The organism is Corallococcus sp. AB030, from assembly GCF_003668965.1.
Lineage (GTDB): Bacteria > Myxococcota > Myxococcia > Myxococcales > Myxococcaceae > Corallococcus > Corallococcus exiguus.
Genome location: NZ_RAWQ01000481.1, coordinates 1 through 578 on the forward strand (window position 1 = coordinate 1; position 578 = coordinate 578).

Genomic DNA, 578 nt, shown 5'->3' on the forward strand with positions numbered 1-578 from the left:
ACTACTTCAGGTTGTTCACGGCGGCCATCGCCATGTCGTCCATCTTCTTCATGAGGTTCGTGATGGTGCTCATGATCTGGGACTCGAGCTGAACCTGCTTCTGCGCCTGCAGGAAGCCCTTCTGCTCCGCGGGGGCCGCGGCGATCATCTTGTCCATCGCCGTGCCAGTGGTGTTCTTCGCGGTGTTCACTGCGGTGTTGAAGACGTCGATCGTGGCCATGAGAGTTCTCCTGGTACGGCGGGATGAGTTCGTGCGGCACCAGCTACAAAAAGATTATCGGTGAAGGGGGGCGGGAGTTTCCTAAGGGTTTTCCGCGATCATTTTTCCCCGGGAAGCCCCGGCCCGCTTTTCCGCCGCGCAGACGGAGGCCGGAAACGCCGCCGGCCCCGAACCGGTACCCTGGAAGGGCACCAGCACGGGGCCGGAGCGAAACCAACAACCTGGAAGGATTACTTCAGGTTGTTCACGGCGGCCATCGCCATGTCGTCCATCTTCTTCATGAGGTTCGTGATGGTGCTCATGATCTGGGACTCGAGCTGAACCTGCTTCTGCGCCTGCAGGAAGCCCTTCTGCTCGG

At 60.2% G+C, this 578-nt stretch carries 1 protein-coding gene; it reads right to left on the reverse strand.

Going from position 1 to position 578, the window contains the following annotated elements; genetic code table 11:
• Position 1: 1 nt before the first annotated feature.
• Positions 2 to 220: a hypothetical protein gene (locus D7Y15_RS43705; protein ID WP_120581765.1), complete on the reverse strand. Its 219-nt coding sequence runs from the start codon at positions 218 to 220 to the stop codon at positions 2 to 4.
• Positions 221 to 578: the final 358 nt, after the last annotated feature.

Coding starts and splice junctions, on each gene's coding strand:
- D7Y15_RS43705 (WP_120581765.1), bottom strand. CDS start 220: ATGGCCACGATCGACGTCTTCAACACCGCAGTGAACACCGCGAAGAAC.